General features: G+C 67.1%; 21 protein-coding genes and 3 pseudogenes. 19 read left to right on the top strand and 5 right to left on the bottom strand.

Going from position 1 to position 24786, the window contains the following annotated elements; genetic code table 11:
• Both VMD50_RS03645 and VMD50_RS03640 read right to left on the bottom strand, forming a co-directional pair.
• A complete protein-coding gene (locus VMD50_RS03645; RefSeq protein ID WP_325424950.1) occupies positions 1-717 on the bottom strand; it encodes an acetoacetate decarboxylase family protein in 717 nt (238 codons plus the stop codon).
• A gap of 43 nt (positions 718-760) precedes the next feature.
• A complete protein-coding gene (locus tag VMD50_RS03640; protein ID WP_325424948.1) occupies positions 761-1792 on the bottom strand; it encodes an LLM class F420-dependent oxidoreductase in 1032 nt (343 codons plus the stop codon).
• A 75-nt stretch (positions 1793-1867) separates the two neighbouring features.
• On the opposite strand from VMD50_RS03640, the gene VMD50_RS03635 reads away from it, so the two are divergent.
• From VMD50_RS03635 to VMD50_RS03620, 4 genes are read left to right on the top strand one after another with little or no spacing between them, the layout of a single operon-like run.
• Positions 1868-2863, top strand: coding sequence for a Zn-ribbon domain-containing OB-fold protein (locus VMD50_RS03635; RefSeq protein ID WP_325424946.1), 996 nt, complete (start codon positions 1868-1870; stop codon positions 2861-2863).
• Between the two features lie 15 nt (positions 2864-2878).
• A complete protein-coding gene (locus VMD50_RS03630; protein WP_325424944.1) occupies positions 2879-3943 on the top strand; it encodes a thiolase domain-containing protein in 1065 nt (354 codons plus the stop codon).
• Complete coding sequence (locus VMD50_RS03625; protein WP_325424942.1) at positions 3943-5139, top strand: thiolase domain-containing protein; 1197 nt, start codon at positions 3943-3945, stop codon at positions 5137-5139. Before VMD50_RS03630 ends, VMD50_RS03625 begins: the two co-directional genes overlap by 1 nt.
• A gap of 2 nt (positions 5140-5141) precedes the next feature.
• Positions 5142-5552, top strand: a complete 411-nt coding sequence (locus tag VMD50_RS03620) for a nuclear transport factor 2 family protein (protein ID WP_325424940.1) — start codon at positions 5142-5144, stop codon at positions 5550-5552.
• Here the strand turns inward: VMD50_RS03620 and VMD50_RS03615 are convergent.
• On the bottom strand, positions 5549-6073 hold the full coding sequence (locus VMD50_RS03615; protein ID WP_325424938.1) for a gamma carbonic anhydrase family protein: 525 nt from the start codon (positions 6071-6073) through the stop codon (positions 5549-5551). The genes VMD50_RS03620 and VMD50_RS03615 overlap by 4 nt on opposite strands.
• Before the next feature lie 109 nt (positions 6074-6182).
• Here VMD50_RS03615 and VMD50_RS03610 point away from each other — a divergent pair, with 109 nt between their 5' ends.
• From VMD50_RS03610 to eccA, 13 genes and pseudogenes are all read left to right on the top strand, one after another.
• Positions 6183-7340: a 3-ketosteroid-9-alpha-monooxygenase, oxygenase component gene (locus VMD50_RS03610; RefSeq protein WP_325424936.1), complete on the top strand. Its 1158-nt coding sequence runs from the start codon at positions 6183-6185 to the stop codon at positions 7338-7340.
• Between the two features lie 5 nt (positions 7341-7345).
• On the top strand, positions 7346-7795 hold the full coding sequence (locus tag VMD50_RS03605; protein ID WP_325424934.1) for a hypothetical protein: 450 nt from the start codon (positions 7346-7348) through the stop codon (positions 7793-7795).
• Between the two features lie 334 nt (positions 7796-8129).
• Positions 8130-8294: pseudogene (locus VMD50_RS03600) on the top strand (integrase catalytic domain-containing protein); the annotation flags it as partial.
• A 323-nt stretch (positions 8295-8617) separates the two neighbouring features.
• Positions 8618-8917, top strand: a complete 300-nt coding sequence (locus VMD50_RS03595; protein WP_325424932.1) for a PE domain-containing protein — start codon at positions 8618-8620, stop codon at positions 8915-8917.
• A gap of 9 nt (positions 8918-8926) precedes the next feature.
• Entirely contained in the window at positions 8927-10123 is a 1197-nt protein-coding gene (locus VMD50_RS03590; protein WP_325424930.1) for a PPE family protein, read from the top strand.
• 127 nt (positions 10124-10250) lie between these two features.
• The gene (locus tag VMD50_RS03585) at positions 10251-10574 is read left to right on the top strand and encodes a WXG100 family type VII secretion target (protein ID WP_067879691.1); all 324 of its coding nucleotides are present in this window, start codon (positions 10251-10253) and stop codon (positions 10572-10574) included.
• 34 nt (positions 10575-10608) lie between these two features.
• Entirely contained in the window at positions 10609-10896 is a 288-nt protein-coding gene (locus VMD50_RS03580; RefSeq protein ID WP_325424924.1) for a WXG100 family type VII secretion target, read from the top strand.
• A 117-nt stretch (positions 10897-11013) separates the two neighbouring features.
• A complete protein-coding gene (locus VMD50_RS03575) occupies positions 11014-11844 on the top strand; it encodes an ESX secretion-associated protein EspG (RefSeq protein WP_325424922.1) in 831 nt (276 codons plus the stop codon).
• A 127-nt stretch (positions 11845-11971) separates the two neighbouring features.
• Positions 11972-13000, top strand: a complete 1029-nt coding sequence (locus VMD50_RS03570; protein WP_325424920.1) for a MinD/ParA family ATP-binding protein — start codon at positions 11972-11974, stop codon at positions 12998-13000.
• Positions 12997-14526, top strand: coding sequence for a type VII secretion integral membrane protein EccD (gene eccD / locus VMD50_RS03565; protein WP_325424919.1), 1530 nt, complete (start codon positions 12997-12999; stop codon positions 14524-14526). The genes VMD50_RS03570 and eccD overlap by 4 nt, the downstream gene beginning before the upstream one ends.
• Positions 14511-16181, top strand: coding sequence for a type VII secretion-associated serine protease mycosin (gene mycP, locus VMD50_RS03560; RefSeq protein WP_325424916.1), 1671 nt, complete (start codon positions 14511-14513; stop codon positions 16179-16181). Before eccD ends, mycP begins: the two co-directional genes overlap by 16 nt.
• Complete coding sequence (eccE, locus tag VMD50_RS03555) at positions 16178-17761, top strand: type VII secretion protein EccE (protein WP_325424914.1); 1584 nt, start codon at positions 16178-16180, stop codon at positions 17759-17761. Before mycP ends, eccE begins: the two co-directional genes overlap by 4 nt.
• An 8-nt stretch (positions 17762-17769) precedes the next feature.
• Positions 17770-19620, top strand: a complete 1851-nt coding sequence (eccA, locus tag VMD50_RS03550; RefSeq protein WP_325424912.1) for a type VII secretion AAA-ATPase EccA — start codon at positions 17770-17772, stop codon at positions 19618-19620.
• 692 nt (positions 19621-20312) lie between these two features.
• Here the strand turns inward: eccA and VMD50_RS03545 are convergent.
• On the bottom strand, positions 20313-21563 hold the full coding sequence (locus VMD50_RS03545) for an HNH endonuclease signature motif containing protein (RefSeq protein ID WP_325424910.1): 1251 nt from the start codon (positions 21561-21563) through the stop codon (positions 20313-20315).
• An 88-nt stretch (positions 21564-21651) separates the two neighbouring features.
• Here VMD50_RS03545 and VMD50_RS03540 point away from each other — a divergent pair.
• Positions 21652-21759 (top strand): annotated as a pseudogene (locus VMD50_RS03540) (PIN domain nuclease); the annotation flags it as partial.
• 53 nt (positions 21760-21812) lie between these two features.
• On the opposite strand, the pseudogene VMD50_RS03535 reads toward VMD50_RS03540, so the two are convergent.
• A pseudogene (locus VMD50_RS03535) lies at positions 21813-22481 on the bottom strand (DUF2293 domain-containing protein); the annotation flags it as partial.
• Positions 22482-22733: 252 nt separating this feature from the next.
• Here VMD50_RS03535 and VMD50_RS03530 point away from each other — a divergent pair.
• The coding region (locus VMD50_RS03530) for a glutamine synthetase III family protein (RefSeq protein WP_325424908.1) at positions 22734-24786 on the top strand (2053 nt) is incomplete at its 3' end.

Below are 24786 nucleotides of genomic sequence, written 5' to 3'. Positions count from 1 at the left end.
TCATGAGATCTCCTGGGCGTCGCCGAATGTCATCTGCACGTTCTCAGCGGAGCTGGAAAGCAGCGCGCGTTTCGGAAGGCCCAGCGACGCCAGCTCTTTCGCGTAGGGGTGATCGCCCAGCCGGACGCGCACGCCGCCGAGTCGGGTGCGCACGCCGTCAAGCGTGTATTCGAAGGCCGTCTCGCGGGTGACTCCGTCGCGGTACGAGTAGCTGCGCTGCGCCTGGTGGCGCGGGGTCAGCCGGAACGGCAGGCCGCGCTGGAATTCCATGCCGATGACCAGTTGACCGTCGACGGTGCAGTCGAAACCGAATTCACGGCCCTCCCGAACGGTGAAGTCCGCCATGACTTTCGGGTAGCCCCAGATCTTCGTTCCCGCTTCCAGCGTGAACGCCTGGTCGACGGGCAGGTGGTGGATGAAGGCTCCCGCCGACTGCAGTGCGCGTGGTCCGCTCGCGCTCGACCCGCAAGGATTCACCATCACGCTGGTGCCGAATTCGTAGTACTGGCCCAGGTCGCCGTCGATGTAGTGCATCAGCATCAAGACGACGATCGCGCGCCCGGGCAGGTAGCGGCAGACCTGCAGGCCGCTATAGCCGATGAGGTGCTGGGCGGCATCGGCGTCCACCGAGAACATCGCCATGTGCTGGGTCGCCTTGCGGATCTCGACCGGCATGGTGAGCACCCTGCCCGCGATGGTGTGCTGCGAGGCTGTCATCCGGTCAATCTAGAACGCGTTCTAATCCCCTGGCAAGGACGGCCTAGATGAGCGTGGCTACTTCGTTGATCTGCTCTGTACTGCGGCCGGAGATCACCATCATGGTGACGCCCGCGGCTTCCCAGACCTTGACCTGCTTACGGACGTAGTCGATGTCGCCGACGATAGCGGCGTCGTCGACGAGCTCGTCGGGGATGATGGTCGCGGCTTTGTCCTTCTGGTTGCTGCGAAAGAGCTTCGTCACGTCGTCGACGACCTCGGCGTAGCCCATCCGGCGGTAGACGTCGGCGTGGAAGTTGGTGTCCTCCGCGCCCATCCCGCCCATGTAGAGGGCCAGATAGGGCTTCATCGCCGCGAACGCGGCGCTGCGGTCGTCGGTGATGACGATGTTGGCGGTCGCGCAGATCTCGAAGTCCTCGCGGCTGCGCCGCGCGCCGGGCCGGGCGAATCCCTCGTCGAGCCATTCGTTATAGGTGTCGGCCATCCGCGGCGTGTAGAAGATCGGCAGCCAGCCGTCGCAGATCTCGGCGGCCAGCGCGACGTTCTTCGGGCCCTCGGCGCCCAGCATGATCGGGATGTCGGCGCGCAGCGGATGGGTGATGGGCTTGAGCGCCTTGCCCAGCCCGGTCGTCCCGGGGCCGGTCAGCGGCAGCGGGTAGTGGGGGCCGTCGCTGGTCACCGGCTTCTCCCGCGCCCACACCTGCCGCAGGATGTCGATGTACTCGCGGGTGCGGGCCAGCGGCTTGGGGAACCGCTGGCCGTACCAGCCCTCGACCACCTGCGGGCCGGACACGCCCAGCCCGAGGATGTGCCGGCCCCCGGACAGGTGGTCGAGCGTCAGGGCGGCCATGGCGCAGGCCGTCGGCGTGCGTGCGGACAGCTGGATCACCGACGTGCCCAGCCTCAGCCGCGACGTCGAGGATCCGTACCAGGCCAGCGGCGTGTAGGCGTCGGATCCCCACGCCTCGGCGGTGAACACGGCATCGAATCCGGCCGCCTCGGCCGCGGCGACGAGTTCCCCGGTGTTGTCCGGCGGTTGAGCGCCCCAATACCCCAGCTGCAACCCAAGCTTCATGGCCTCCGCCTTCCTTAGGCCGTCCCGATCCGAAAAAATTTGAAACGATTCTTAGAACCTGTTCTACTCGAAGGCGTGACAGCCAGCTCGAGCAGCCCGACCCTGATCGATCACCCTGAGCCACCACTCTCCGCGCCACTGACGTTGTCCTTCGACTACACCCGTTCGGTGGGCCCCACGCTCGGCAAGTTCTTCACCGCGTTGCGTGAGCGCCGCATCCTCGGGGTGCGCGGATCGGATGGCCGGGTGCATGTCCCGCCGGCGGAATATGACCCGGTTACCTATGAGCCGCTGGGCGAGATGGTACCGGTGTCGTCCGTCGGCACCGTCGCCTCCTGGACTTGGCAGCCCGAGCCGCTGGAGGGTCAGCCGCTGGACCGGCCGTTCGCGTGGGCGCTGATCAAGCTGGACGGCGCCGACACGCTGCTGATGCACGCCGTGGACGCAGGCGAATCCGACGCGATCCGCACCGGAGCCCGGGTGCACGTGCACTGGGCCGACGAGCCGGTCGGCGCCATCACCGACATCGCCTACTTCAAGCTGGGTGACGACGCCGAGCCGGTCCCGGAATCGCCCGAGGGGGAGCGGGAACCGGTCACCATGATCGTCACGCCGATCTCGCTGACGATTCAGCACACCGCCTCGCACGAGGAGAGCGCGTATTTGCGCGCCATCGCCGAGGGGAAGCTGTTGGGGGCGCGCACCGGTGAGGCCGGCAAGGTTTATTTCCCGCCGCACGGGGCCGACCCGGCCACCGGCCAGCCGACCACCGAATTCGTCGAACTGCCCGACAAGGGCACGGTGACGACGTTCGCGATCATCAACATCCCGTTCCAGGGCCAGCGCATCAAGCCGCCCTACGTGGCGGCCTACGTGCTGCTCGACGGCGCCGACATCCCGTTCCTGCATCTGGTCGCCGACGTCGACGCGCATGACGTGCGGATGGGCATGCGCGTCGAGGCGGTGTGGAAACCCCGCGAGGAGTGGGGATTTGGCATCGACAACATCGAGTACTTCCGGCCGACCGGGGAACCCGACGCCGACTACGACACCTACAAGCACCACCTGTAAAGGGCTTACTTGCACATGAGCGCTCGCAACGTCGCGGTCGTCGGCTTTGCCCACGCCCCGCATGTCCGCCGCACCGACGGCACCACCAACGGCGTCGAGATGCTGATGCCGTGCTTCGCCCAGCTCTACGAGGAGCTCGGCATCACCAAGGCCGACATCGGTTTCTGGTGCTCGGGCTCGTCCGACTACCTTGCGGGACGGGCGTTTTCGTTCATCTCGGCGATCGACTCCATCGGCGCGGTCCCCCCGATCAACGAATCGCACGTCGAGATGGATGCGGCGTGGGCGCTTTACGAGGCCTACATCAAGATTCTGACCGGCGAGGTCGACACCGCGCTGGTGTACGGCTTCGGCAAGTCCTCCGCCGGAATCCTGCGTCGCGTCTTGTCGCGGCAGACCGACCCCTACACCGTCGCGCCGCTGTGGCCGGACTCGGTGTCGATGGCCGGGCTACAGGCCCGCGTCGGCCTGGACACCGGCAAGTGGACCGACATACAGATGGCGCGCGTCGCGTTCGATTCCTTCGCGTGCGCAAAACGGGTGGACTCCGTGCAACCTCCCGTCAGCCTGGACGAACTGCTCGAGCGGCCGTTCTTCGCCGACCCGCTGCGCCGGCACGACATCGCCCCGATCACCGACGGCGCCGCCGCGATCGTGCTCGCCGCCGACGACCGGGCGCGCGAGTTGCGCGAAAACCCGGCCTGGATTACCGGCATCGAACACCGCATCGAATCCCCGTCGCTGGGCGTGCGGGATCTCACCGAATCTCCGTCGACCAGCACCGCGGCCAAGGCGGCCACAGGTGGGAACACCCGCAATCTCGACGTGGCCGAGATCTGCGCGCCGTTCACCCACCAGCACCTGATCCTCGCGGAGGCGATCAGCATACCGGGGGCGACGAAGGTCAATCCGTCCGGCGGCGCACTGGCGGCCAACCCCATGTTCGTCGCCGGCCTCGAGCGCATCGGCTTTGCGGCACAACACATCTGGAACGGTTCGGCCGGGCGGGTGCTTGCGCACGCCACCAGCGGGCCCGCCCTGCAACAGAACCTGGTCGCGGTCATGGAAGGAAAGAACTGATGGCCGGTGCAGGGGCACACCTCGCCGCGGTACTGGGTACCGGGCAGACGAAGTACGTCGCCAAGCGGCAGGACGTTTCGATGAACGGCCTGGTGCGCGAGGCCATCGACCGGGCGCTGGGTGACTCCGGTTCCACGTTCGACGACATCGACGCCGTCGTGGTGGGCAAGGCGCCCGACTTCTTCGAGGGCGTCATGATGCCCGAGCTGTTCATGGCCGACGCGATGGGGGCCACCGGCAAGCCGCTCATCCGGGTGCACACCGCGGGTTCCGTCGGCGGATCCACCGGGGTGGTGGCCGCCAGCCTGGTGCAGTCGGGGAAGTACCGGCGCGTGCTGGCGATGGCCTGGGAAAAGCAATCGGAATCAAATGCCATGTGGGCGTTGTCGATTCCGATCCCCTTCATCAAGCCCGTCGGCGCCGGTGCGGGCGGTTATTTCGCCCCGCACGTCCGGTCGTACATCCGGCGATCCGGTGCTCCGACGAACATCGGCGCCATGGTCGCGGTCAAGGACCGGCTCAACGGCGCGCGCAATCCGCTGGCCCACCTGCACCAGCCCGACATCACCCTGGAGAAGGTGATGGAGTCGCCGATGCTGTGGGACCCGATCCGCTACGACGAGACCTGCCCGTCGTCGGACGGCGCCTGCGCCGTGGTGATCGGCGACGAGGAGATCGCCGAAGCCCGCCTGGCGCAGGGAAATCCGGTCGCCTGGATCCATGCCACCGCGTTGCGCACCGAGCCGCTCCAGTTCTCCGGCCGCGACCAGGTCAGCCCGCAGGCCGGGCGCGACGCGGCCGCCGCGCTGTGGAAGGCCGCCGGCATCACCAGCCCGATCGACGAAATCGACGCCGCGGAGATCTACGTGCCGTTCTCGTGGTTCGAGCCGATGTGGTTGGAAAATCTCGGGTTTGCCCCGGAGGGCGAGGGCTGGAAACTCACCGAGGCCGGCGAGACCAAGATCGGCGGGCGGCTGCCGGTGAACCCGTCGGGCGGAGTGCTGTCGTCGAACCCGATCGGGGCCTCGGGCCTGATCCGCTTCGCCGAAGCGGCGATCCAGGTGATGGGCAAGGGCGGGGATCATCAGGTGCCCAACGCGCGAAAGGCGTTGGGGCACGCCTACGGCGGCGGCTCACAGTACTACTCGATGTGGGTGGTCGGCTCTGACAAGCCTGCCAAGCCCGAGAAGGCCTGAGCATGCACCATGCGCACGAGGCCGGCGCGCGTTCCCGCGCGGCGGTCGAGGCTCGCGACAAGGAAGCCTGGCTGGCGGTGTTCGCCGACGACGCCATCGTCGAAGACCCCATCGGGCCATCGGCTTTCGACCCCGAAGGCAAGGGCCACCGCGGGCGCGACGCGATCTCGGCGTTCTGGGACCTCGCCATCGCCCCGACCGACCGTATCGAATTCGTCTTCCGCGACACCTATCAGTGCGGCAACGAGGAAGCCAACGTCGGGCACATCCTCATCACGACGGGCGATTACCAGGTCACCGCCGAAGGCGTGTTCACCTATAGGGCCGATGACGAGGGAAAGCTGGTCGCGTTGCGGGCGTACTGGGAGATGGACCGCGCGGCCGCGAGCGCGCGAAAGGTCGGCGAACCCTAGATCGGTTCCAGCCCCGCCATGTGCCGCTGCGCCAGCTCGCGGTAGGCCTGCGGGTTGATGTTGATCCACATCTCGGCGCCGGTTCCGGCGACCGGTCCTTTCACCTGCGCCGGCGACCCGACCGCCAGCATCCCGGCCGGAATCTGTGTGCCGGCCAGCACCAAGGACCCGGCCGCGATCAGACTGCGCGCGCCGATCACCGCGCCGTCCAAAACCGTTGCGTGGTTGGCGATCAGCGCCTCAGGACCGACGTGCACCCCGTGGATGACGCACATGTGCGCCACCGTCGCCCCTGGCCCGATGTCGACGGGGATGCCCGGCGGCGCGTGCAACACCGATCCGTCCTGGACGTTGGCGCCCTCGCGCACCACGATGGGCCCGTAGTCGCCGCGCAGCACGGCGTTGAACCAGACCGATGCGCCCGCCTCCACGGTGACGTCGCCGATCAGGGTCGCGGTCGGGGCCACGAACGCGGTGGGATCGATCCGCGGCGATCGACCCTCGAAAGCAAACAGCGGCATCGTCTAGATATACCCCAGCGTCAATACGTCGTGGCCAGGGCAGCCTTCGTTGCCCACCGGGACCCAAAACTGTAACGTGTTCTAGTTAGGAACTACTTGGAGGTGACAGGTGAGTACCGACACCAAGGCGGTCGGCATCCGGGAGATCGATCCCGGCGCCTTGCCGACCAGGTACGCCCGCGGTTGGCATTGCCTGGGCGTCGCAAAGGACTTCCAGGACGGCAAGCCGCACGCGGTGCAGGCTTTCGGCACCAAGCTGGTGGTTTTCGCCGATTCCCACAATGACCTCAAGGTGCTCGACGGCTACTGCCGGCACATGGGCGGCGACCTGTCCGAGGGCACCCTCAAGGGCGACGAGGTCGCCTGCCCGTTCCACGACTGGCGCTGGGGCGGTGACGGCCGTTGCAAGCTGGTCCCGTACGCGAAGCGAACCCCCAAGACGGCGCGCACCCGCTCGTGGACCACCGACGTCCGCGGGGGGTTGCTGTTCGTCTGGCACGACCACGAGGGCAATCCACCGGACCCGGCCGTCAGGATCCCGCAGATTCCCGAGGCAGCCAGCGACGAATGGACCGACTGGCGGTGGAACCGCATCCTCATCGAGGGTTCCAACTGCCGCGACATCATCGACAACGTCACCGACATGGCGCACTTCTTCTACATCCATTTCGGGCTGCCGACGTACTTCAAGAACGTCTTCGAGGGCCACATCGCCTCGCAATACCTGCACAATGTCGGCCGGCCCGACGTGGACGATCTCGGAACCTCTTACGGCGAAGCGCATTTGGATTCCGAGGCGTCCTATTTCGGGCCGTCGTTCATGATCAACTGGCTGCACAACAGCTACGGCGGCTACAAGGCCGAGTCGATCCTGATCAACTGCCACTACCCGGTCACCCAGAACTCCTTCGTGCTGCAGTGGGGTGTCATCGTCGAAAAGCCCAAGGGCATGGACGAAGAGATGACCGACAAGCTGTCGCGGGTGTTCACCGAGGGCGTCAGCAAGGGATTCCTGCAAGACGTCGAGATCTGGAAGCACAAGACCCGCATCGACAACCCGCTGCTGGTCGAGGAGGACGGCGCCGTGTACCAGCTGCGTCGCTGGTACCAGCAGTTCTACGTCGACGTGGCCGACATCATGCCGGAAATGGTGGAGCGCTTCGAGATCGAGGTCGACACCACCCGGGCCAACGAGTACTGGAACGCCGAGGTCGAGGAGAATCTGAAGGCGCGGGAGAACGAAGACGTGCCGGCGGAGCAACACTAGCGACCATGAGCGACGATCAGCCGACGGTCCCCGACGTCGATCGGCTCGCCCGGTCGATGTTGTTGCTGCACGGCGACCATCACGACCACGAGGAGCGTCCCCGCGGGGAAGACGGTGGCAGTGACTTCTGGTCCAAGTCAAGGGATTTCGCCAGCGACCCGCAACGCGCGGCGGCGGTCGCCGAGGCGAGCCGCGCCGATCGCGAGCGCTATCTGACGTCGGGGCTGCTGCCGGTGGATTGCCGGTTCTGCCACGTCACGGTAACCGTCAGGAGGCTGGGCCCGGGTCACACCGCGGTGCAGTGGAACACCCGGGCGACGCAGCGTTGCGCGTACTTCACCGAAATACGCGAGTCCGGCGGGGATACCGCGCGTGCGCGCGCCTGCCCGAAGCTGAGCGACAGCATCGAGCACGCCGCCGCCGAGGGCTACCTGGACCACCCGGACCACGACTGAGTCAGTCATGGACGCGGAAAGCGTCGATGCCGAGCGGCGGCTGATCACATCCGCCGCATGCGCCTCTGCCCGGGGACCGGGTATGAGGTTTGTCCACCAGTGAGTGACAACCGGGCAACGACGGCGAGCTGTCGCTCATAGCCGGGCAAACGGCCCATTGCCTGATGTCAATGTGCCCGCGACAGTTCGTCGGATTCGTTGCCTCATTTGAAGATGCCCGCGGGGTTTGGTTCGGTGTCTGCGTCGTGGTGGGCGCTTGAGCCGGGCTTTCTTCCTGGGTCCTGCTTTAACGGTGGTCACGGTCAAAAGGTCATCGGTAAGGCCCGTGGCGATATCGGAGTTCATCAACTTTCACCTGCTCGACTGGTGCCGCGCGAATCACATCACATTCACCCGCTCGCGGCGGGGCAACAAAAACGACGGCTGCCACGTCGAGCAGAAGAACTGGACCGCTGTGTGCACCATCGTCGGCTACCACCGCTATGACACATTCGCAGAATTGTTCGCGCAGCCCCCACCCCACCGCCCGCGCCCACACGCCGCACGCGGGCATTTACAGATGAGGCAACGAAAGCGCTACACGGGCATTTTTGCTGAGTCAACGCGTCGGTTGTGACCGCCGTTGCAGGAGTGGCAACAGCGATGGCTGGGACGTCAGTGGCAATAGTTCGGCGCAAGTGCAATTGAGCCGAAATCGTCGCAGTCGACGAATTCGATACCGGCGAGATCTGCGGATAACAATTGTGAATACGCGATCTGCGCTCAGGCACTACACTGGCCGAGATTCGCAGGGATCGGCTGCGAGAACGCTCGGAGGGAAACATGTCCTTTGTCGTACCGCCGGAAGCTGTTTTGAGCTCAGCGGGAGCCGAATCCGCCGTCAGCGCGGAAGTCGAGGGTACGGCCGCGGCGGCCGCGCCGGCATTGCTGGGTACCACGCCGATGGGCAACGACCCTGACTCGGCTCTTTTCGCCACGGCCCTGAACGCGTGCGGCGGTTCCTACTTGGGCGTGGTCCAGGAGCACGCCGTCCAGCGCGGATTGTTCGCCGGAACGCAGAGCATCGCGGCGTGCGTCTACACCGCCACTGAGGCCGCCCGCGCCTTGACGCTCGGGTTGTAAGCCGCCCTTATGCCCGACCCAGGGTGGGCGGCGCGTCCACCCGAAGCCAACGACCTTCTGCTCAAGACCGGGACCGGGGTCGCCACCATGTTGGCCAATCAAGCTGCCTGGACTGCCTTGGGCGCCAGTCACCATGCTTCGGCCGGCGCGTCGATGATCAACACCGCCGTAACCTCCGCAAGCTGGTTAGGGGTGGGGTCGGCGGGCTCGGCCGCGAGCGCCACCGCACTCAACGCGTCGCTGCACGGGTTGGCCGGCTGGGTGGACGTCAAGCCCGCGGTGGTCGCGGCGGCGATCTCGGCCTACGAGACGGCCAACGCCGCCATGCGTCCGGCGCCCGAGTGCAACGCCAACCGCGACGAGGAGGCGGCCGACAACATCGCCAACCCCAGCGTGCTGTGGACGCTGACCCCGCGAATCATCTCGCTCGACACGGAGTACTTCGGCGTGATGTGGCCCAACAACTCCGCAGTCGGCGCCAGCTACGGCGCCATCCTGGCCGGGCTGGCCGAAAGCCTGGCGATCCCGCCCCCGTTGGCGACCATGGGCGCCTCGCCGGCCGCCTCGGCGGAGGCGGCGGCGACGGTCGGCCAGGCGGCCGGCGACGCCGCGGCCGGCGACGGGATGCGCGCCGCATTCCAGGGAGTTCAGACGGGTACGACGGGTGCCGGTCAGGCGGCATCGGGCGGTCAGGACATGGGCGGCCAGCTGGGCACCTTCATGCAGCCGCTGCAGTCGATGGTGGGCGCGGTCCCGCAGGCGCTGCAGGCTCCCTCGCAGCTGATGCAGGCACCAATGAGCGCGATGCAGCCGCTGCAGTCGATGATGGGGATGTTCGCCAACCCGGGCGCACTGGGTGCGGGCACCGGGGCACCGGCCTCGGCCGTCAGTGCGGTATCCGCAGCGCCAAGTGCGGCGGCCGGCGTCGGCGGCGGCGGAGCCTCGCTCGGTGGCAGCGGTGTGCCCGCGACGACCTTCACTCGCCCGGTCAGCGCGTTCGAGCCCGGCGGCAGCGGCCGCCCGGTGGGGCTACGCCCCAGTGGGGCGCTGGGCGCCGACTCGGTGCGGTCCCCGACAACCACAACGACGGCGGGCGGCACCGGAGTGGGCGGCATGCCGGTGGGCCAAGCGGCCGGCGGCCCGGGCGGGTCCCACAAGAAGTCCGACCGGACCGGCACGGTGCGCGTGGTCGATGAAAGAGTCTGAAAGGGCTGCTCAGAGGGTGAATCGACACATCGGAACGGCCGCCATACACTTCGACGCATCCCCCGAGAAATCAACGGGAACAACACAATAAAGGGAACACGCCTAACCGGATAAGGAGAAATCAACCGTGTCAATTGTTGTCGATGCAAACGTGCTGCGAAGCACCAGCGATGCGATTCAAGCGCACATGGAACATGCGATTGCGATCGCCCAGGGCTACCTGGCCAACCAAGAAAACGTCATGAACCCGTCGACCTGGTCCGGTGACGCGGTCGTCGCCTCGCATATGACGGCGTCCGAAGTTTCGAATGACCTCAACAAGGTCTTGACGGGCGGCACCCGCCTGGCCGAGGGCCTCAAGCAGGCCGCGGCCCTGATGGAAGCCCATGAGGCCGACTCGCAGCACGCGTTCCGCGCGCTGTTCGGCGGCTCTGCGCAAAACCTCGCTTAATTGCCAACCCATTTCGCTTCAGAAAGGAATCACCATGACAGGCCCCATCGCTTACAACCCGGGCCCCGTGGCCGACTTCGCGACCGATGTCGGTTCCCGCGCCGGTCAGCTCGACGCCATTCACGCCGATGTTGCGAACAAGACCAACTCTCTCCAGGAGTTCTTCGCGGGCCACGGTGCAACGGGGTTCTTCGACGCGCAGTACCAAATGCTGTCCGGCTTGCAGGGCCTCATCGACACTGTGCGCCAGCACGGTCAGACTACCGGTCACGTGCTCGACGCGGCGATCCAGACCGACAACAACATCAGCCACCTTTTCTAAAATCGTGTGCCCCAGTGCAACTTTCGCGTCCAGGGGCTGAGACCAAGGTGGGGCGCCAATGCCATGCATGTGCCCCACCTTGGGTGTGTCCGGCGACCTGCCTGAGGTGAAAGTGGCGTGCTGACAACGACAATCGACGGCCTGTGGGTATTGCAGGCGGTAACCGGGGTGGAGCAGCTGTGCCCCGAGCTGGGCCTCCGGCCATTGCTGCCTCGGCTGGAGACCCCGGAGTTGGCGCTGCGCCACCCGGTGGTCGCAGAACTGACAGCCTGCGGTGCGCTCGACGCGACCGGCAACGCCGACCCGATGATCCGGGAATGGCTGACCGTGCTCTTGCGGCGCGATCTGGGCTTGCTGCTGCACATCAACGTGCCGGGCCGGGACCCGACGCGGGCGGCCATCTGCCGGTTCGCGACGTGGTGGGTGGTTTTGGAACGCCACGGCGACCTGGTGCGGCTCTATCCGGCCGGCACCGCCAGCGAGGCGGCCACGGCCACCGAGCTCGTGGTGGGGCAAGTCGAGCGGCTGTGCGGGGTGGCCGAAGCCGCGCCGCTCCGGCCGGTCACCGTGGACACCAACGAGCTGCTGGAGTCGGCGCATGACGCCGCCAGCCTGAAAGCGTTTCTGCTCAGACAGCGCTTGGATGTCGACCAGCTGCACATCGTCACTATGGCCGCTGACCCGGCGCGGTCCGCCTCCGCGGCCATCGTGGCGGTGCAGGCCGGTGTCGGCCCGGACAAAACGGCTCGCCTCGCGATCGGGGAGTCGGCGGTGGCCATCGTCGACACCGCTGCCGGCCGGCTGTGCGTGGAAGGCATTAGTTCGGGCGGGCGGCGCTACCAGGTCCTCTCACCGGGGTCGCGCAGCGACATCAGTGCGGCGGTGCAGCGGCTCATCAAAAACCTGCCTGCGGGCGAAGAGTGGTACTCCTACCGGCGCGTGGTCTGACCAACGCAAGCAAAAGCATCCGTTACACCAATCATGGGAATGACAAAGCCGGACCCGGCTCTAATGCGCTTCGCGGTTTAGTGAAGGCGGAAACGGCCTATCGCGCATCGTGTTAGCATCGACGGTCGTGACGACACCTTGGAATGACCCCAATATGTTTGACGAAGAGAGGCTGGGGCGGGGGGATCCGCCCGCGGTGCGCCACCGGGATTCGGTATCGGACACCATGCGTATCACCGATTTAGCCGCGCCCCGAAAAATTCCACCGGGCTCGGGCTGGCGGAAATTCATTTACAACCTTTCGTTCCACCAAATAAATCTCGGGGAATCACCGGGCGAACGCCATTATCGCGAATTAAAGGAACGCATTCGTCGTCACATCCGGCGGCAATTTGTGATCACGTTGGTGTCCGGCAAGGGCGGGGTCGGGGTATCGACGATGGCCGCATGCATCGGTGGAGTCTTCCGCGAATGCCGGCCGACCAACGTGATCGCGATCGACGCGGTTCCGGGCTTCGGCACCCTGGCTGACCGGATCGACGAGTCGCCGCCCGGCGACTACACCGCGATCATCAACGACACAGACGTCCAAGGCTACGCGGACATCCGGGAACACCTGGGGCAAAACGTGGTCGGGCTCGACGTGCTGGCCGGGAACCGGACGTCCGACCAGCCCAGGCCGCTGGTGCCGGCGATGTTCGCCGGGGTGCTGGCGCGGCTGAGGCGGACCCACAACGTCATGGTGGTCGACACCGCCCCGGACCTCGAACACCCTGTCATGAAAACCGTCCTGGACAACACCGACACCCTGGTGTTCGTCTCCGGCATTACCGCGGACCGGTCCCGGCCGGTGCTGCGTGCCATCGACTTCCTCAGCGCGCAGGGCTATCACGAGCTGGTGTCGCACAGCACCGTGATCACCAACCACACCGACCGCGCCGTCGACAAGGACGCCCTGGCCTACTTGACCGAGCGGTTCACCAAGGTCGGCGCGACCGTCGAAGTGATGCCGTTCGATCCACACCTCGCCAAAGGCGGGATCATCGACACGGTCCACGAGCTGAAGAAGAAGTCGCGGCTGCGGCTGTTTGAGATCACCGCGGGGCTGGCCGACAAATACGTGCCCGAGGCCGGCACCGAGAGGGCGCAGCAGTGACGTCGGCCCACAAGGTCGCCTTCCCGGCGCGGTGCGCGGTCAACATTTCCTATGACAAGCACCTGTGCTCACAGGTGTTCCCCGCGGGAACACCTGTGGAAGGCTTTTTCGAGGGCATGGTCGAGCTGCTCAGCGACGACCTGAAGCGCAAGGGTTTCGACGGCATCGCGCTGCCGCCGGGCAGCTACGAGCTGCACAAGGTCAACGGGGTGCGCCTGGACATCAACAAGAGCCTCGACGAGCTCGGCGTCCAAGACGGTGACACATTGGTGCTGGTGCCCCGGGTCGACGGGGAATCATTTGAACCGCAGTTTGAATCGCTGTCGACCGCCTTGGCGGCCATGGGCAAGTGGCTCGGCCGCGACGGCGGGGACCGGATGTTCGCTCCGGTGACGGCGCTGACCGCCGCCCACACCGCGATCGCGATCGCGGCCATTGCGGTCGGTGCGGTGGCGGGCCTGACCCTGCGCGAACGCACCTTCAGCGACAGCCTGATCCCGGCGGCTGTGGCCGGCGGGGTCGGGGCGCTCCTCGCGATCGCCGCGGTCGTGGTGTTCGCGGGATGGCCGCAGCGCCGCGACATGTTCAGCGGATTCGCTTGGCTAGCAGTGCTTTTGGTCGCGGTTGCGGGAAGCTGCGCGCCGCCCGGGAAACTGGGCGCCCCCCATGCGCTGATCGGCCTCGTCGTGGTGATCCTGGGCGCCATCGCGATCAGCGCGACGACGCGGAAACGCTGGCAGACGGCGGCGGTGACCGCGGTGGTGACGGTGTGCGGGATTACGGCCGGGGTGGCCGCCGCCCGGATGTTTTGGCCGGTGTCGGTGCAGGTGCTGTCGATCTGCGTGCTGTTCGGCGTGCTCGTGCTGGTGCGCATGGCGCCGACGATCGCGCTGTGGGTGGCGAGGGTGCGGCCCCCGCACTTCGGATCCATCACGGGGCGCGACCTGTTCGCGCGCCGCGAGGGGATGCCGGTGGACACGGTATCGCCGGTAAGCGCGAACGAAACCGAGGACGAGGACGACGAACTCACCGACATCACCGCCCGCGGCGCCGCGATCGCCGCTTCGGCGCGGTTGGTCAACGCGGTTCAAGTGGGCCTGTGCGTCGGGGTGGCGGTCGTGCTGCCCGTCGCGGTCTGGGGCGTCCTGGCGCCGGCTCGTCACTGGGCGTGGTTGGCGCTGGTGGTGGCCGGCCTCGTGGTGGGCATCTTCATCACGCAGGGCCGCGGATTCGCTGCCAAGTACCAGGCGGTCGCCCTGGTATGCGGCGCGTGCGCGGCGGTATGTGCCGGTGTAGTCAAGTACGCGTTGGCCGGGCCGAGAAATCTCGAGACCGGCCTGGTCTGGCCGGTTGCGCTGGTGGTCGCCTTCGCCGCATTGGGTTTGGCCGCAGCGCTTCTGGTGCCTGCGACGCGGTTCCGGCCATTGATCCGGCTGACCGTGGAATGGCTCGAGGTGTTGGCCATGATCGTGTTGCTGCCGGCCGCCGCGGCGCTGGGAGGGCTGTTCACGTGGCTTCGCCACTGAAACCAGTATGCACCCGGGTCGCCACGGTCGTCGCAACCCTGAGCCTGATCGCGGCTAACAGCAATATTCCTGCCGCCCAAGCCATTTCACCACCGAAGGTCGATCCGGCGGCGGTGCCGCCGGACACGCCGCCGCGGCCGGACCAGCCGATGCGCCGCGCCAACAGCTGCTCGGTGCCGATCACCGTGAAAACCCCGGACGTGTCACAGATGGCGCCCGGCTTCGACCTGCTCAACATCAGCAATGCGTGGCAATACAGCACCGGCAACGGCGTGGCCGTGGCCGTCATCGACACCGGGATCTCTCCCAATCCGCGATTGCCCGTCGTGCCCGGTGGCGACTACATCATGGGCGAGGACGGCCTGTCGGATTGCGACGCGCACGGAACGGTCGTCGGCGCGATCATTGGCGCTGCGCCGCAAGGACTTATCCCGATGCCGCGGCCCATCCCGCCCGCGCCCGCATTCCCGCCGCCGGCGGCGCCCCCGCCGGCCGCCGGGGCGCCCCCGCCACCGGTGGAAGTCCCGCCGCCGGCACCGCCCCCGCCGCCGCCACCCCCGGTGACGATCACCCTTGTTCCCCCGCCTCCGCCGCCACCACCGCCCCCGCCCCCGGAGGCCGGCGCGATGGCCCCCTCGAACGGGCCGCCGGACCCACAGACCGAAGACGAACCCGCGGTGCCGCCGCCCCCGCCGAGAGCGCCCGACGGGGTGGTGGGCGTGGCCCCGCACGCGACCATCATTTCGATCCGGCAGTCCTCGCGGGCCTTCGAGCCGGTCAACCCGGCCCCGGCCGACCCGAACTCGGACGAGAAGGTCAAAGCCGGCACGCTGAACACCTTGGCGCGGGCGGTCGTCCACGCGGCGAACATGGGCGCGAAGGTGATCAACATCTCGGTGACCTCCTGCCTGCCGGCCGCGTCCTCCACCGATCAGCGGGCGCTCGGCGCGGCTCTGTGGTACGCGGTGACCGCGAAGGACGCCGTGGTCGTCGCCGCCGCCGGCAACGACGGGGAAGGCGGCTGCGACAACAACCCGATCTATGACCCGCTGGACCCGTCGGATCCCCGCGACTGGCACCACGTCAAGGTCATCTCCTCGCCGTCCTGGTTTTCCGACTACGTGTTGTCCGTGGGCGGCGTGGACGCCGGGGGCGCGCCGATCGACAAGAGCATGTCGGGGCCCTGGGTCGGCGTGGCGGGGCCCGCGACCCACATCATGGGCCTGTCGCCGCAGGGCGGTGGGCCGGTCAACGCCTACCCGCCCTCGCGGCCAGGTGAGAAGAACATGCCCTTCTGGGGCACCAGCTTTTCGGCCGCCTATGTCAGCGGAGTCGCGGCGCTGGTGCGCGCGAAATACCCTCAGCTGACCGCACATCAGGTGATCAACCGGATCGTGCAGTCGGCGCACAACCCCGCGGCCGGCGTCGACAACAGGGTGGGTTATGGCCTGGTTGATCCGGTCGCCGCGCTGACATTCAACATCCCGCCCGGCGACCGGATGCCGCCGGGTGCGCAAAGCCGGGTGATCTCCCCGCCCGCGCCGCCGGCGCCGCCGGATCACCGGGCGCGCAACGTCGCCCTCGGGTTCCTGGGTGCCGTGCTCGCCGGTGTACTGGTGGTGGCGACCGGGATGCGGCTGCGGAGGGCGCGATGAGGTCGCGGCTGACCGGGTTTGGCCCGGGCAGCAATCGGCGAGTCGTCGGGACCTTGCTGGTGTTCCTGCTCGCGCTGGCGAGCTGGGCGGTCGGCGGGTACGTCGGCGCCGCGACGGCCGTCGTGGTGGGCATCGCGCTGGTGTTCGTGCAGTGGCGGGGGCAGCCGGCATGGTCGTGGGCGGTCCTGGCGCTGCGGGGCCGGCGGCCGATCAGCTGGGTGGACCCGATCACGGTGGCCAGCAACCGATCCGGCGGCGGGGTGCGCGTCCAAGACGGCGTCGCGGTGGTGGCGGTGCAGCTGCTCGGCAGGGCGCACCGGGCTACCACGGTGACCGGCTCGGTGAGCGTCGAGACCGAGAACGTCGTCGACATCGTCCAATTGGTGCCGATGCTGCAGCACCCGCTGGGGCTGGAGCTCGACTCGATCAGCGTCGTGTCGTTCGGGTCGCGGTTCGGCGGTGTGGGCGACTATCCGCGGGTGTATGACGCCGAGATCGGCACCCCGCCTTATGCGGGCCGCCGCGAAACCTGGTTGATCCTGCGGCTGGCGGTGATCGAGAACACCTCGGCGCTGCGGTGGCGCACAACCCTTGGCGCGACGGCGATTTCGGCCGCCCAGCGGGTCGCCGGGCAGCTGCGCTGCCAGGGATTGCGCGCCAAGGTGGCCACCACCACCGAGCTGATCGAGCTCGATCGCCGGCTCGGCTGGGACGCGGTGTCGGGCAGGGTGCAAAAGTGGAAGGCAATCCGCGGGGAGGCCGGATGGATGACGACGTATGCCTACCCGACGGAGGCGATCAACTCCCGCGTGCTCGCTCAGGCCTGGACGCTGCGCGTCGACGAGGTGATCCAGAACGTCACGGTCCACCCGGACGGGACCTGCACCGCAACGGTCACCGTTCGCACACCCACGCAGGCGCCCAGCCCGCCGAGCGTCGTCCTGCGCCGCCTCAACGGCGAGCAGGCCGCCGCGGCGGCGGCCAACATGTGCGGTCCGCGTCCCTTCCTACGCGGGTTGCGTCGAAGTCCGTTGCCGGACAACCTGATCGTCGAGATCGGGCCGTCGGGGGTGTTGGTGGGCAAGCTTGGCAATGGCGACCGGCTGATGATCCCGATTACCGATGCCGGCGAGCTGTCCCGGGTGTTCGTGGCCGCCAATGACGCGATCGCCAAACGGATCGTGATTCGCACCGCCGGTGCCGGCGAGCGGGTCAGCGTGCACACCCGTGACCTGAAGCGCTGGGCCAGCGTGCGGATGCCGTTGGTCAGCGTCGTCAGTTCCTCACGGCCGGCGCCCCGCACCACTGTGAGCGTGGTCGAACATGCCCCCCAGCCAAAAGGTGGCGACATCGCGATCTCGCCGGCGCCGCGGCCCGCCACCGTGATCACGATCGCGCCGGCAGGCACGCCGCTTCCCGACGGACACGGCCACGCTTTCGAGGTGGCCATCGAGCAGGTCGGCGGCGCAACCGTGAAAGTCACCGCTGCAGGGGAAAGTTGGCTAGTCGACATGGACCTGTTCCGTGCGGAGAACCGCTATGTCAACCTTGAGTCTGTCGCGATGTCATTCGCCACTTAGCGTCGAGGATGGTGCAGTCGATGGGGGATTTGCTCACGGCGCGTAGGCATTTCGACCGCGCCATGGCAATCATGGACCGGCAGGGGCGCGTCGCGGCGTTGCCGGAGTTCATTGCCGCCACCGAGGCCGATCCGTCTATGGCCGACGCCTGGCTGGGCCGCATCGCCTGCGGCGACAACGACCTGAACGCGCTGAAGCGGCTCAACCATCACCGCGAGTGGCTGCACCGCGAAACCACACGGATCGGCCGGACGCTGGCCGCCGAGATGCAGCTGGGCCCCTACATCGGCATCACCGTTACCGACGCGTCCCAGGTGGGGCTGGCGCTGTCGTCGGCGCTGACGATCGCCGGTGAATACGCCGACGCCGACCGGCTTTTGGCCAACCACGAGCTGCTCGATTCGTGGGGCAACTACCAGTGGCACCAATTGGCCCGGGCGTTTCTGATGTACGCCACGCAGCGCTGGCCCGACCTGTTACTAACGGCCGCGGAGGAGCTGCCGCCGCAGGCCATCATCATGTCCGCGGTGACCGCATCGATCTGCGGCCTGGCCGCCCACGCCGCCGCGCATCTCGGGCAGGGCCGGGTGGCGCTGGACTGGCTGGACCGCGTCGACGTGATCGGCCAGAACACGTCGTCGAGCCGGTTCGGCGCCGAGGTGTTGACGGCCTCGATCGGCCCGGCTGACATTCCGCTACTCGTCGCCGACTTGGCGTATGTGCGGGGGATGGTGCACCGCCAACTGCACGAGGAGGACCGAGCCCAGATCTGGCTGTCAAAGGCCACCATCAACGGGGTGCTGACCGACGCCGCCAAGGTCGCGCTGGCGGACCCGAACCTGCAGTTGGTCGTGACCGACGAACAGACCATCGCCAGCCGCACCGACAAGTGGGACGTCTCGACCGCAAAGAGCCGCGAGCAGCTGGAGGACGACGACGCGGCCGACCGGCGCGCCGAGCTGCTGGCCGAGGGCCGACGGCTGCTGGCCAAACAGGTGGGCCTAGCTGCGGTCAAGCAGGCGGTGTCGGCGCTGGAAGACCAGCTCGAGGTCCGCATGATGCGCCTCGAGCACGGGCTGCCGGTGGAGGGGCAGACCAACCACATGCTGCTGGTGGGACCGCCCGGCACGGGCAAGACCACCACCGCCGAGGCGCTGGGCAAGATTTATGCGGGCATGGGCATCGTGCGGCACCCGGAGATCCGGGAGGTCCGCCGGTCGGATTTCTGCGGCCATTACATCGGGGAATCCGGGCCGAAGACGAACGATCTGATCGAAAAGTCCCTTGGCCGAATCATTTTCATGGACGAGTTCTACTCACTGATCGAACGCCACCAGGACGGCACGCCGGACATGATCGGCATGGAGGCCGTCAACCAGCTCTTGGTCGCGTTGGAAGCCCACCGGTTCGACTTCTGCTTCATCGGGGCCGGCTACGAGGATCAGGTGGACGAATTCCTCACAGTTAATCCGGGTTTGGCTGGCCGGTTCAACCGAAAGTTGCGTTTCGAGTCGTACTCGCCGGCCGAGATCGTCGAGATCGGACACCGGTACGCCGCACCGCGGGCCAGCCTGCTCGACGACGGCGCCCGGGACGCGTTTCTGGATGCGGCCACCACCATCCGCAACTACACCACGCCCGGTGGTCAGCACGGCATCGACGCCATGCAGAACGGCCGGTTCGCCCGCAACGTCATCGAACGCGCCGAGGGGTTCCGCGATACCCGAGTGGTCGCCCAAAAGCGCTCGGGCCGACCGGTGACCATCGATGATTTGCAGATCATCACCGCCGCCGACGTCGAGGCCGCGGTGCGCAGCGTGTGTTCGGACAACCGCGACATGGCCGCCATCGTCTGGTAGCGAATCTGAGCGGTGACTCCGTCGCGGTCAAAACGCAGTGCACGTAGCAGCGCCGTGCGCCGTTTCCGGAGGTGGGCCGCTCTAGCCGGAAGTGGGCGAGTTCGTCAGCAATGTTGCAATGGGATGGGGTCGGGCCTGGCGGCTCTCCGGCACGAACCAGACTGAGCGCCAACCTCATTGAAGGCCGCTCGCGCTCGCATAAGCTTCCAGAAGCTGACAGCCTTCCGGCATCCTTTCCCGACTGATGGGGAAGTGCCAGCAGCCAAGGCAGCGTTCGGCAGACTTGGCTGCTGGCAGCCGCCACTGGGTGAGCCAGGCCTCCTGCGCGATTCTGCACGACCCCGAAGTCCGCGGCTACTATGACCAGCTCCGCGCCCGCGGCACCAAGCACAACGCCGCTCTCTGCCAGGTCGCCAACCGGCTCGTCGGTGTCCTCCACGGCTGCCTCAACGCGCGAACCCGATACGACCGAAACACGGCATGGGCCCATCGACACACCGCCGCTGCTTGACAATCAACTTCCAGGGATGTCTTGGCTCGAATTTGTGCGCACGTCAGCGGGAACCGTGATGGGGGCGCGGTGTCGGGTCAGTGGTGGTGCGGGCGTGATTATCACGATTCGGTGGCAGCGGATGGCGCAAACGAAATCCGCTGTATGCCCCGACCCGTTGCTTCGATAGCTGCTGACCAACTTAGTTGGTGGTGGGTGGTGGTGGTTGGGGTTGGAAGGGTTCGTACCACCACCAGTCGGCGCGTTCGCCGGTGGGCCCGGGGCACGGCGGCACCGCGGGTGAGGGTTGGGTGGGTGGACGCGCCAGCGATGCTGGGCTGAGGACTCGCCCGGCGCTGTCGGTGACGGTCAGAGCGGTGGCGGTTCCGGTGATGGTGATCAGGCCGCGGTGGTGTGCCCGGTGGTGATAGGGGCAGACCAGGACCAGGTTGGCTAATTCGGTGGCACCGCCGTCTTCCCAGTGCCAGATGTGGTGGGCGTGCAGGCCGCGGGTGGCCCCGCAGCCAGGGACTGCGCAGCTGGGCTGGCGGTGCTCAAGCGCGCGGCGCAGCCGCCGGTTGATTCCGCGGGTTGTGCGGCCGGCGCCGATGAGCTGTCCGGCGCGTTGGAACCAGACTTCGCAGGTGGCATCACAGCTCAGGTATTGGCATTCGGCCTCGGACAGCAGCGGACCCCGGTGCAGCGCCGCGGCGCGCCGCTCGACGTCGAGGTGGACCACCACGGTGGTGTGCTGGCCGTGGGGGCGCCGGGTGGCCTCGGTGTCCCAGCCGGTCTCGACCAGGCGCCAAAACGCCTCCAGGGTGCCCGGCAGCGGGGGCCGCTGATCTGACCCGCTCTGGCCATCGGCGTGGTCGTGTTTCCATTCGGTGATCAGCGCCTCCCGATGAGACGCCAAGGCGGCGTCGAACTTCGCCGCACCCAGGTGATCGAGTGTGATCCGGTAGCAGCTGCCCTGCTCGCTGCGGGTCGTGGTGATCGAAGGCTGCGGTGGCGGCCCGGCCTCGGGGTGGGGTCGCGGTTCGAGTTTGACCGCGGTGCGCAGCTGGTTGACCGTGGCGACCTGCGCCAGCTGTGCGTAGTGCTTATCGGAGCCCTCCCCGGCGCGTGCGGCGATGACGCCGACTTGATCCAGCGACAGCCGACCCTCCCGCATGCCCGCCGCGCAGCGCGGGAACTCCGCCCGCCGGCGCGCGATGGTGGCGATGGTGTGGGCGTTGGCCGAGGACGCGCCCAGCTTCCAGGCCACCAGCGCCGCCACCGAGCGTGCGCCGGTCATCCCGCACAGCTCGTCGTGCTCGATCTCAGCGACGATGTCCACGAGGCGCCCATCGATGGCGTTGCGCTGCCCGGCCAACTCCGCCAACTCCTCAAACAACACCGCCAGGCGCTCTTTAGGGCTCACCACCACGGCAGACGATGCGGTCGAAGACATAACCCCATCATCACAGCCACCTACGACAAATCCCGGCCGCCCAACCCGCGCCGGGGTACGACCGTCATCATCGGCCAAGCGGGACAGTCGCGAATTGGACCTGTGGCTCCATCGAGCCGCAGTCGACCTTGTCCGCGTGGATGGCCCCCGGGCCGACGCCGCCGGAGTCGCCTACCGCATGTACGGCAAGGGACGCCAAGGGCGACGACTTCGCGCACACACCGACATCGGCGTGGCTCTCGCGGATCGCTAATGGACCGTTGGGGTTCCTTCTCGCCAAGCGTTCAACACGTCCTCGACGCACCAGCGGACCCGATCTCGGGCCGCCGCCCGGTTGACACCCGACATCAGCAGTTCGTCGTAGTTTGTGTCGAGATGCCGGACTGATGCCGCAACCGCGAGGTGAACGGCCTCGGGGTCAAGCGCCCTCCCGGCCGCGCTGCGTCCGATTCGGCCGCTACCGCGCATCGCCGCGTGTCGTGCGATGTCGTCGGCCCTGTGAGCCGGACAGTGCGGAAACAGGTCACGGATGGCGGTGGCGAACTCCGCCTGGAACTGGACATCCGCGGACGCGCGCCTTGCCTGATCCCGCTCTTGACGCCGCGATCGGGCCTCGGCGTCGGATAGGCATTCCTGCTCGGCGCGTTCGATCGCGTCCGCTTCCGCCAGAATCCCTTGCCGTTCATACCGGTTGCGCGCACGGCTCCAGCGCACAACAACTGCCGAAAGGCCACTGATTCTTTTCGCCCGCCTGGTCAGAGCCGCATCCCCGGACGGCAAGAAGACGAGGTGCCCGAGATCGGCGCAGTCCAGGCATAGCGGACCGCCGTCTTCCATTCTCAGAAAGTCACCCGTGCCCCGGCACGACGCGCACGTCCACTTCTTCACGGGTGACACGACGACGAGGTTCGGTGAACGGTTACGCGGCTCGGTCAAGGCTTTCTCGCATTCGGCTGCTGCCATCGCGGGCGTGCGTGCAACACGATAGCGTTCGGCCGCGGGACGCGGTACCCAACCAGTCGGGCCCGGGTCGCCCAAATCGGACGCGCAAGCGTCTCATGTTCGCAACCATTGAGGGTCCACCGTTGACGCCGGCGTAACAAGTTTGGAATGGAACGTTCCTAAGGTGAGTCGGTCCAAGTCGTGGCCCCCTCAGCGATAGGAATTCAATTGAGCGGAAACGCCGTCCGCCTGCAGGCGATCAACAATGTCGAGGCATATGTCCCCCCGGCCATCAGCTTCGTACCCGGCGAACCCCCGGGCGAGATCTTCGGTTCGAATGTCTTCACCAAAGCGGAAATGCAAGCGCGGCTGCCCAAATCGGTGTACAAGTCCGTCGCGGCGACCATCGAGAAGGGCGCCAAGCTCGACGCCGATATCGCCGACTCCGTCGCCGCGGCGATGAAGGACTGGGCACTGGAGAAGGGCGCCACCCACTACGCCCACGTCTTCTACCCGATGACCGGCCTGACCGCCGAAAAGCATGACAGCTTCCTCGAACCCATCTCGGACGGGCAGACGCTGGCCGAGTTCGCCGGCAAAACCCTCATCCAGGGGGAACCCGATGCGTCCAGCTTCCCCTCGGGCGGGCTGCGCAGCACCTTCGAAGCGCGCGGCTACACCGGCTGGGACGTCACCAGCCCGGCCTACGTCTTGGAGAATCCGAACGGCAACACCCTCTGCATCCCAACGGTTTTCGTGTCCATGACCGGTGAGGCGCTGGACTACAAGACGCCGCTGTTGCGCAGCCAGCAAGCCATGGGCATCCACGCCGAGCGCATCCTGAGGCTGTTCGGTCACAAGGACCCCGACAAGGTCGTGTCGTTCTGCGGGCCGGAACAGGAGTACTTCCTGGTCGATCGGCACTTCTTCTTGGCCCGACCGGACCTGGTCAACGCCGGTCGCACGGTGTTCGGTGCCAAACCGCCCAAAGGGCAGGAGTTCGACGACCACTACTTCGGAGCTGTGCCCGAACGCGTTCTCGGCTTCATGATGGACACCGAGCGGGAGCTGTTCAAACTGGGCATCCCGGCCAAGACCCGGCACAACGAGGTGGCCCCGGGCCAGTTCGAGGTGGCGCCGATGTTCGAACGGGCCAACATCGCCTCCGACCACCAGCAACTGCTGATGACGGTCTTCAAGACGCTGGCCAGAAAGCACGGCATGGAATGCCTGTTCCACGAGAAGCCGTTCGCGGGCGTGAACGGATCGGGTAAACACGTCAACTTCTCGGTGGGCAACGCCGAACTGGGCTCGCTGCTGGTCCCGGGCGACACCCCGCACGAGAACGCCCAGTTCCTGGTGTTCTGCGCGGCGGTGATCCGCGCCGTGCACAAGTTCGCCGGCCTGCTGCGGGTTTCGGTCGCGTCCGCCACCAATGATCATCGCCTGGGCGCCAACGAGGCACCGCCGGCGATCATCTCGATCTTTCTCGGTGAGCAGCTCGCCGATGTCTTCGAGCAGATCACCAAAGGTGCGGCAACGTCGTCAAAAGGTAAGGGCACCATGATCATCGGTGTCGACACCCTGCCTCCGCTGCCGACCGACCCGGGCGATCGCAACCGCACCAGCCCCTTCGCTTTCACCGGCAACAGGTTCGAGTTCCGCGCGCCCGGCTCCGGCCAGACGGTTGCCGTGCCGATGATCGTGCTCAACACGATCATGGCCGACTCGTTCGACTACCTGGCATCGACCCTGGAGAAGGCTGTCGAAGACGGTGAGGACTTCGATGTCGCAGTGCAGAAGCTGCTCACCGATGTCATCACCGAACACGGTGCGGTGGTGTTCAACGGGGACGGGTATTCCGAGAACTGGCAGATCGAGGCCGCCGAGCGGGGCTTGCCGAATCTCAAGACCACGCTGGATGCCATACCGGAGCTGATCAAGCCGGAAGCGGTCGAAGTCTTCGAGAAATACGGCGTTTTCAACGAACGCGAGCTGCACAGCCGCTACGAGGTGCGCCTGGAGCAGTACGCCCTGACCATCGCGGTCGAGGCCAAGCTGACGCTGGAGATCGCGACGACGGTCGTCCTGCCGGCCGCGATCCGCTACCAGACCGAGCTGGCGCAGAACGTCGCGACGTTGAAGACCGCGGGGATAGAGCCGAACACGGCCGCCCTGAAGGCCGTTTCGGCCCCGCTTGACGGTCTGGTCGCGGCGCTGGCGACGCTGAAGGAGGCGCTGTCCGATCATTCGGCGGCGTCGCCCCTCGACGAGGCGAAGC

It is taken from the genome of Mycobacterium sp. (assembly GCF_035506235.1).
Taxonomy (GTDB): domain Bacteria; phylum Actinomycetota; class Actinomycetes; order Mycobacteriales; family Mycobacteriaceae; genus Mycobacterium.
This window is presented reverse-complemented; position numbering and strand designations above follow the sequence as displayed.